General features: G+C 70.5%; 1 protein-coding gene and 1 pseudogene. Both read left to right on the top strand.

Translation table 11 applies throughout. The annotated features are described in order from the left end of the window. Positions 1-269, top strand: a pseudogene (locus tag ACFQ4O_RS17460) (flagellar basal-body MS-ring/collar protein FliF); the annotation flags it as partial. Positions 270-273: 4 nt separating this feature from the next. After that, positions 274-1302, top strand: a complete 1029-nt coding sequence (gene fliG / locus ACFQ4O_RS17455) for a flagellar motor switch protein FliG (RefSeq protein ID WP_378777640.1) — start codon at positions 274-276, stop codon at positions 1300-1302. Positions 1303-1495: the final 193 nt, after the last annotated feature.

The following is a 1495-nucleotide window of genomic DNA, read 5'->3' as shown; positions in this document are numbered from 1 at the left end:
CGGCGGGCGGCGCCGGCATGGCTCCGATCGCGCTCGGCGCCGACGGCACGCCCTCGCTCGCCGGTCCCGACCAGCCGGCCCTCGCCGGTCCCTCCGGGGGCGGCAATGTCGCCGTCGCCGGCGCGAACGGCTCGGCCAACATGATCGCCGCCGCCGAGATCGCCGGCCGCGTGCAGCAGGAATCGGTGCAGCGCATCGGCGATCTGGTGCGCGGCAACCCGAACGAAACCGTCTCGATCATCCGCCAGTGGATGCAGGAGCCCGCGTAAGACCATGGCGCAAGACCTCGCGACGCGATCCTTCGGCCGTCCGCTCACCGGCGTCGACCGCGCCGCCGTGCTGATGCTCGCCCTCGGCGAGGAGCACGGCGCGCCGATCTGGCAGATGCTGGACGACGACGAGATCCGCGCCCTCTCCGGCGCCATGGCCTCGCTCGGCCCCGTGGAGATGACCACGGTCGAGAACCTGCTGATGCAGTTCGTGTCGTCGCTGTCCTCCGCCGGCGGGCTGATGGGCACCTTCGACACCACCGAGCGCCTGCTGGCGCGCCTGCTGCCCAAGGAGCGCGTCGGAGCCATCATGGAGGAGATCCGGGGGCCGGCCGGCCGCACCATGTGGGAGAAGCTCTCCAACGTGCAGGAGGCGGTGCTCGCGAACTACCTGAAGAACGAATACCCGCAGACCGTCGCGGTGGTGCTGTCCAAGATCCGCTCCGAGCAGGCTGCCCGTGTCCTCGCCATCCTGCCGGAGGACTTCGCGCTCGACGTGGTGCGGCGCATGCTCGCCATGGAGGCGGTGCAGAAGGACATTCTGGAGCGCGTGGAGCAGACGCTGCGCTCCGAGCTGATGTCGAACCTGTCCCAGACCTCCCGCCGCGACGCCCACGAGCAGATGGCGGAGATCTTCAACGCCTTCGACCGCCAGACCGAGTCCCGCTTCCTGTCGAAGCTGGAGGACGCGGCCAAGGACAGCGCCGACCGCATCAAGCAGCTCATGTTCACCTTCGACGATCTGGCGAAGCTCGACTCCGCCGGCGTCCAGACGCTGCTGCGCGACGCCCCGCGCGACAAGCTGGCGGTGGCGCTGAAGGGCGCGAGCCAGACCATGCGCGACTTCCTCATGGGCAACATGTCGAGCCGCGCCGCCAAGATGCTGTCCGACGACATGGAGGCCATGGGCCCGGTGCGCCTGAAGGAGGTGGACGAGGCCCAGGCCGCGCTCGTCAATCTCGCCAAGGATCTGGCCGCCCGCGGCGAAATCCGCATCTCCAAGAGCAAGGGGGAGGACGAGCTTGTCTACTGACCGCCTTCATCCTGAATGTGACGGAGCCCCGCGCGCGTGACGTCGAAGCCCGCCCCCTTCCTGTTCGACCGCGACTTCGCGGCGCCGGCGGCCCAGAAGGCCCCGCCGGCCGCCGTGGTGGCGCTCGCCGAGCATGAGGCCGCGCTGGCCCAGGCGGAGGCGTCCGGCTTCCGCCGCGGCGAGGCGGAGGGGC

Source organism: Methylopila musalis (assembly GCF_042679725.1).
GTDB lineage: Bacteria > Pseudomonadota > Alphaproteobacteria > Rhizobiales > Methylopilaceae > Methylopila > Methylopila musalis.
The sequence above is the reverse complement of the archived record's forward strand: the minus strand, read 5'-3'. Positions and strand labels throughout refer to the sequence as shown.